The 6893-nt window shown below is 73.1% G+C and carries 5 protein-coding genes; 1 reads left to right on the top strand and 4 read right to left on the bottom strand.

Annotated features, from left to right (window positions below):
- Positions 1-153 precede the first annotated feature (153 nt).
- Both V7E46_RS31440 and V7E46_RS31435 read right to left on the bottom strand, forming a co-directional pair.
- Positions 154-777, bottom strand: coding sequence for an NUDIX hydrolase (locus tag V7E46_RS31440; RefSeq protein WP_333771598.1), 624 nt, complete (start codon positions 775-777; stop codon positions 154-156).
- Between the two features lie 39 nt (positions 778-816).
- Positions 817-2469, bottom strand: coding sequence for a CTP synthase (locus tag V7E46_RS31435; protein WP_333771597.1), 1653 nt, complete (start codon positions 2467-2469; stop codon positions 817-819).
- A 453-nt stretch (positions 2470-2922) separates the two neighbouring features.
- On the opposite strand from V7E46_RS31435, the gene V7E46_RS31430 reads away from it, so the two are divergent.
- The gene (locus V7E46_RS31430) at positions 2923-4737 is read left to right on the top strand and encodes a glycoside hydrolase family 15 protein (protein ID WP_329180210.1); all 1815 of its coding nucleotides are present in this window, start codon (positions 2923-2925) and stop codon (positions 4735-4737) included.
- Between the two features lie 38 nt (positions 4738-4775).
- Here V7E46_RS31430 and V7E46_RS31425 read toward each other — a convergent pair whose 3' ends face one another.
- On the bottom strand, positions 4776-5906 hold the full coding sequence (locus V7E46_RS31425; RefSeq protein WP_333771596.1) for a glycosyltransferase family 4 protein: 1131 nt from the start codon (positions 5904-5906) through the stop codon (positions 4776-4778).
- A gap of 121 nt (positions 5907-6027) precedes the next feature.
- Positions 6028-6861 (bottom strand): hypothetical protein, encoded by an 834-nt coding sequence (locus tag V7E46_RS31420; RefSeq protein WP_333771595.1) that lies wholly within the window; start codon positions 6859-6861, stop codon positions 6028-6030.
- Positions 6862-6893: the final 32 nt, after the last annotated feature.

Here is a 6893-nt window from a genome sequence, read left to right as displayed (position 1 = left end):
GCGCGGGGCAGCGGGGTCCGAGTGGAGGGACTGGTCTGTCACGGGCCACGCTCCCGGCCGGGTCGGTGCTGCCGTTGCGGCTACGGCGATGAGCGTAGTTGACGCGAGGAGTCCCGCGCCGGGGACTTCGGCGTCACGTGGCGGATGGCCCCCTCAGGCGGTGAACGGCCGGGCCGGCCAGGGCGACTCGGCCGGGCGCAGCGCGTCCAGGCCCTCCCCGGTGAGCGCGGCATGCAGCGCGAGCACGCCGACGACCAGGCAGTTGTTGTGCAGGTCGCCGGCCAGGGCGCCGCGGACCAGGTCGGCGAGCGGGACCCGGGCCAGCTCCATGTCGGCCTCCTCCTCCGCGACCTCGAAGCGCTCGCCCTCGGCCTCGGCGACCCCGCGGGCCAGGAAGATGCGTACGGCCTCGTCGCAGCCGCCCGGCGTGGTGTACACGTCGGTGAGCACCCGCCAGTCGTCGGCCTTGACGTGCGCCTCCTCGTACAGCTCGCGCCGGGCGGCGTGCAGCGGGTTCTCGCCGGGGATGTCGAGCAGGCCGGCCGGGATCTCCCAGAGCTTGTGCCGCACCGGGTGCCGGTACTGCCGCAGGACCAGCACCCGGTCCTCCTCGTCGAGGGCGAGGACGGCGACCGAGCCGGGGTGGACCTGGTAGTCGCGGGTCGAGACGGTCCCGTCGGGCATGACGACCTCGTCCGTGCGGACGCTGGTCTTCTTGCCGGTGAAGGGCGTGGCGGTGGCCGTGACCCGCCACTCCTCCGGGGTGTCCTTGAGCATGCTGCGCCTTCCGGGAGCAGTGGGCGTGGGGATACGGGGTCAGGCGGTGCGGCGTTCGACCGCCGCCTTGACCAGCCCGGCGAACAGCGGGTGCGGCCGGGTCGGGCGGGACTTCAGCTCGGGGTGTGCCTGGGTCGCCACCAGGTAGGGGTGCACATCGCGCGGGTATTCCACGTATTCGACCAGTTTGTTGTCGGGGGACGTGCCGGAGAAGACCAGGCCCGCGGACTTCTCCAGATCGGCGCGGTAGGCGTTGTTGACCTCGTAGCGGTGCCGGTGCCGCTCCTCGACGTAGGGCTGGTCGCCGTAGACCTCGCGGACGATGGAGCCCTCGGCGAGCTTGGCCGGGTAGGTGCCGAGCCGCATCGTGCCGCCCAGGTCGCCCTTGCCGCCGACGATGTCGAGCTGCTCCGCCATGGTGGAGATCACCGGGTGGGCGGTCGCCGGGTCGAACTCGGTGGAATTGGCGTCGGCGATGCCGGCCAGGTTGCGGGCCGCCTCGATGACGATGCACTGCAGGCCGAGACACAGCCCGAGCAGCGGGACGCGCTGCTCGCGGGCGTAGGTGATCGCCGCGACCTTGCCCTCGACACCGCGGTCGCCGAAGCCGCCGGGCACGCAGACCGCGTCCACGTCGGCAAGCTGTTCCGCGGCGCCCGCCGGGGACTTGCAGTCGTCGGAGGTGACCCACTTGATGGTGACCTTGGCGTTGTTGGCGAAGCCGCCGGCGCGCAGCGCCTCGATGACCGACAGATAGGCGTCGGGCAGGTCGATGTACTTGCCGACCAGGGCGACCTTCACCTCGTGGGCGGGTTCGTGCACCCGCCGGAGCAGGTCGTCCCACTGCGCCCAGTCCACATCGCGGAAGGGCAGGTCCAGCCGGCGGACGACGTAGGCGTCCAGGCCCTCGGTGTGCAGCACCTTGGGGATGTCGTAGATGGACGGCGCGTCGATCGCGGCCACGACCGCGTCCTCGTCCACGTCGCACATCAGCGAGATCTTCCGCTTGATGGCGGTCGGCACCTCGCGGTCGGCGCGCAGCACGATCGCGTCCGGCTGGATGCCGATGTTGCGCAGCGCGGCCACCGAGTGCTGGGTGGGCTTGGTCTTCAGCTCGCCGGACGGGCCGATGTACGGCAGCAGCGAGATGTGCACCACGAAGACGTTGTCCCGGCCGACCTCGTGGCGGACCTGGCGGACCGACTCCAGGAACGGCAGCGACTCGATGTCGCCGACGGTGCCGCCGACCTCGGTGATCACGACGTCCACGTCATCGGCGGCCATCCGCCGGATACGGGACTTGATCTCGTTGGTGATGTGCGGGATGACCTGCACGGTGTCGCCCAGGTACTCGCCGCGCCGCTCCTTGGCGATGACGGTCGAGTACACCTGGCCGGTGGTGACGTTCGCCGAGCCGGCCAGGTTGACGTCGAGGAAGCGCTCGTAGTGGCCGATGTCGAGGTCGGTCTCGGCGCCGTCCTCGGTGACGAAGACCTCACCGTGCTGGAACGGGTTCATGGTGCCCGGGTCCACGTTCAGGTACGGGTCGAGCTTCTGCATGGTGACCCGCAGGCCGCGTGCCTTGAGCAGCGCGCCGAGACTGGAGGCGGTCAGTCCCTTGCCGAGCGAGGAGGCCACACCACCGGTGACGAAGATGTGCTTGGTCGTCGTGGATTTCGGCGCAATTGCCAAGAGGGGGCTCCCGTGGTCGCGAGTGAGGGTCGGGACGGTGCTCGTACGGGGAGCGCCGTCGCGGCGGTTCAGTGGTTCAGCCCACCGGCCCACGGGCTACCAGGGTATCAGCGCGGCCGGGCCGCCATCGCAGGCGGCACGGGCGACCGGCGGCTTTCGCCCCCGCTGCGCCGCTCCCGGGCGGGTACGTCCTGATGTCGCCGGCGCCTGCGGCGGCCGTCCCGGGCGGGTACGTCCGGTGTGCCGGGACTGCACCCGGCCGGCTGAGCGAAGATCGCCGAGACGGGCACATCCGGCCACCCGGACGACGTATCCTTCACGGACGCATTGATGCGAGCCGGCCGGCACGGCACCATCCCGCCCGCTCCCGGATCATGAGCTCGTCGAATATCCCCAGACCGCAAGACCGCCCCAGGACGTGGGGCGGCGCCGTCATTTCGACTGGAGTCGCACGTGGCCGGGCGTATCGAGGACTACGCACTCATCGGTGATATGCAGACCGCCGCACTGGTCTGCCGGGACGGCACGGTCGATTGGCTGTGCCTGCCGAGGTTCGATTCACCGGCGGTTTTCGCCGGGCTGCTGGGCACCGAGCAGCACGGTTTCTGGCGTCTCGGCCCGGCCCACCCGGCCGCTGCCGAGCCGCCGAACTCGACCCGCCGCCGCTACCGCGGCGACTCGCTCGTACTGGAGTCCGAGTGGGACACCCCGCGCGGCACGGTCCGGGTCATCGACTTCATGCCGCCGCGCGACGGCGCCCCGCAGGTGATCAGGATCGTGGAGGGGGTCAGCGGCCGGGTGCCGATGTGCTCCTCGCTGCGGATGCGCTTCGCGTACGGCCAGGTGGTGCCGTGGGTGCACAAGGTCGGCGACCGCACGGTCGCGGTGGCCGGCCCCGACTCGGTGTGGCTGGACACCGAGGTCGACACCTACGGCAAGGACCTGACGACCTACTCGGAATTCACCGTCGCACCCGGTGACCGGGTCGCCTTCACCATCAGCTGGGAGCCCTCCCACAAGCCGCAGCCCTCGCTGCCCGATCCGGAGGGGTCGCTGACCGCGACCGAGGACTTCTGGCGGGCGTGGGTCGAGCAGTGTACGTACACCGGGCCCTACCGCGAGGCGGTGGTGCGCTCGCTGATCACTCTCAAGGCGCTGACCTACGGTCCGACCGGCGGAATCGTGGCCGCGCCGACGACATCGTTGCCAGAGGACATCGGCGGGGTCCGCAACTGGGACTACCGCTTCACCTGGCTGCGGGACGCCGCGATCACCCTGTCCTCGCTGCTGCGCACCGGCTACCGCGAGGAGGCGCAGGCCTGGCGCGAGTGGCTGCTGCGGGCGGTGGCCGGCGACCCGGAGAACCTGCAGATCATGTACGGCATCGCCGGCGAACGCGAGCTGGGCGAGAACGAGCTGCACTGGCTGCCCGGCTACGAGGGCTCCACCCCGGTACGCATCGGCAACGGCGCCGCGCACCAGCTCCAGCTGGACGTCTACGGCGAGGTCACCGAGGCGCTGCACCTGGGCCATATGACCGGCCTCGCCCGCAACGACTACGCCAGCGTGCTCCAGCTCAAGCTGATCCGCTACCTGGAGAAGCACTGGAACGAGCCCGACGAGGGCATCTGGGAGGTACGCGGCCCGCGCCGGCACTTCGTGCACTCCAAGGTGATGGCCTGGGTCGCGGTGGACCGCACGGTCAAGCTCATCGAGTCCGGCGAGGTCGACGGGCCGCTGGAACGCCTCAAGGACCTGCGCGACGAGATCCACTACGACGTGTGCGAGAAGGGCTACGACCGGGAGCGCAACACCTTCACGCAGTCCTACGGCTCGCGCGAGCTGGACGCCTCGCTGCTGCTGATCCCGCAGATGGGCTTCCTGCCGCCGGACGACAAGCGGGTCATCGGCACCATCGAGGCGATCCAGCGGGAGCTGTCCACCGAGGACGGCTTCGTGCTGCGCTACCCGACCTCCAGCGGCGACACCAGCGGCGACGACAACCTCGACGGACTGCCCGGCGACGAGGGCGCCTTCCTGGCCTGCTCCTTCTGGCTCGCCGACGACCTGGCGATGATCGGCCGGGTGGAGGAGGCGCGGCGGCTGTTCGAGAAGCTGCTCGTGCTGCGCAACGATCTGGGGCTGCTCGCCGAGGAGTGGGACCCGCGCCGCAAGCGCCAGGTCGGCAACTTCCCGCAGGCGTTCAGCCATGTGCCGCTGATCGACACCGCGCTGCGGCTGACCGCGGCCGGCGCATTCCGGGCGTGAACCGCCGCAGGGCGTGAGCCGTCCCGGGGCCGCGTGCCCTACGGCCGGGTGAGTTCGTCGTAGACGCTGAGCACCTGGGCCACCGTGTCGTCCTCGGTGGGCCAGGTGGCGGCCTGGGCGCGGCCCGCGATGGACAGCGCGGCCCTGCGGTCGGGGTCGGCCAGCAGATCGGTGACCGCGGCGGCCAGGGCCTGCGGGTCGCCGTAGGGGACCAGGACGGCCGCCTCGCCGACCAGTTCGCGCATCCCGCCGACGTCGGTGGCGACCAGCGGCACCCCCGCGTGCAGCGCCTCCTGGGCGATCAGCGCGCGGGCCTCCCAGCGGCTGGGCAGCACCACCAGGTCGGCGGCGGTCAGCAGGTCGGGGACGTCGTCGCGGCAGCCCAGCAGCAGCACCGGCAGCCGCCCGGCCTCGATACGGCGTTCCAGCGCGGCCCGCTGCCCGCCCTCGCCCACCACGGCCACCAGCGGCGCCGGGTCGGCCGCCGACCACAGCGCGGCGGCGTCCAGCAGCAGGTCGTAGCCCTGCCGCGGTTCGAGCCTGCCGACCGCCAGCAGCAGCGGACGGTCGAGGGCGCCGTGGTCGGCCCTGGTCCTGCGCCGGTGCCGCTCGCCCTCGCCCGGCGGCTTGGGCGGCCGGCCCACCGGACGCGGCACGGCGGCCGGCGCGAGCCGTACGTCCTTGCCGCCGAGGCGGCGCGCCCGGTCGACCAGGTCGGACGACACCCCGAGCACGACGGTGGCGCCGCGCACCGCCCGGCGCTCCAGCCAGCGCAGCACCAGGCCGCGGCCGCCCGCCGCGGGGGCGCCGCCGTGCCAGGTCACGACCAGCGGGACGCCGCGTCCGCCGAGCGCCACGGCGGCGAGGAATCCGGCCCACAGCCCGTGCGCGTGGACCACGCCCGCGCCGTTGAAGGCGGCCCGCAGCGCGCCGACCACCGGCGCGTCGGCCGCGGTGGCGCGGCGGCGGCCCAGGTCGACCGGGACGAAACGGGCGCCGGTCGTGCCGAAGGAGTAGTGCGCCTCGGCCGCGGGCGGGCCGCACACGGTCACCTCGACACCCCGCGCCACCAGCCCGCCGACCAGTGAGCTGACATGTGCTCCCGCCGTCGTGCCGAGGACATGCACGGCGTGCAGCTGCCCTGCGAAGGGGTCGGCGGTGCTGCTCACGCGGGGTACTGCTCCTGACTCGGGCACGGTCTGCGGCGGGTACGGCCAGTCCAGGATGCCAGGCCGCGCAAGTCGCGGGGCAGGCACGGGCGGTGTCGGACCGTCTCATCCGCGCCACGGATCACCCGTACGGGTGGATCACCCGGCCCCAGGAGTCGGCGTGGCGCACCCCGGGAGCCTTCCACAACCGCTCGGCGAAGGAGATCCGGTCGCCCGCCGCCGCCATCGCGACCAGCGCCGTGGCATGCAGCAGCAGCCCGGTCCTGCCGTCGGCCACGGCAACGGCGGCGCCCAGCGCGGCGCCGAGCGCGTGGGCGCCCGCGTCGCCCAGCATCGTGCGCTCGCTCACGTCGTCGCGCAGCACCGCGGCGGCGGCTCCGACGGGTGCGGCGGCCAGCAGGGCCGCCGGGCCGCGGCGCAGCAGGCCGGGGGCGCCGACCGCGATCACCGCCTTGGCTGCGCGGCCGGGCCGCACGTCCAGGAGGTTCACCGCGTGGGCGCTGCCGGCGATCACCACGCCGGCCAGCAGCTGGTCGGCCGGGTGCGACTTGAGCAGGGCGCCGGCGGCGAGGCCCGCGGCGCCGATGCCGAGCAGCTTCACCGCGCCCGAGGTGAAGCGGCGCTCGCGCAGCGCCGCCAGGTGGGCGCCGAATCCTCTTTCCCCGGGCGAGCCGTGCTGGTCGTCGTACGCCCCGCAGGCCCCGGCCGCCAGCGCGGCGCCGACCGCGGCGAGCCGGGTACGCAGCGCCAGGCCGCGGGCCGCGGCCACCGCTGTGGCCGCACCTGCCGCGGCGGCCAGGCCGCCGTACAGCTCGACCCCGCGGCCGGCGTAGTTCGTCCGGCGCCACATCCGCGGTTCGACCGGCGGTCTGCGCCGCAGCTGCGCGTACGCGACCCGGGTGGCCCCGGCCGCGGCCAATCCGACGGACAGCCGCCCGCTCTTTGCCTCCACCATCGACTCCCCAGCTCCCCCGCACACTTGCCCAC

Origin of the sequence: Streptomyces sp. IBSBF 2435, assembly GCF_036815005.1 — a bacterium.
In the GTDB taxonomy this organism is placed as follows: domain Bacteria; phylum Actinomycetota; class Actinomycetes; order Streptomycetales; family Streptomycetaceae; genus Actinacidiphila.
This window is presented reverse-complemented; position numbering and strand designations above follow the sequence as displayed.

Bases quoted from the DNA above. Each gene is read 5' to 3' on its own strand.
- V7E46_RS31440 (WP_333771598.1), bottom strand. From the start codon at position 777: ATGCTCAAGGACACCCCGGAGGAGTGGCGGGTCACGGCCACCGCCACG.
- V7E46_RS31420 (WP_333771595.1), bottom strand. From the start codon at position 6,861: ATGGTGGAGGCAAAGAGCGGGCGGCTGTCCGTCGGATTGGCCGCGGCC.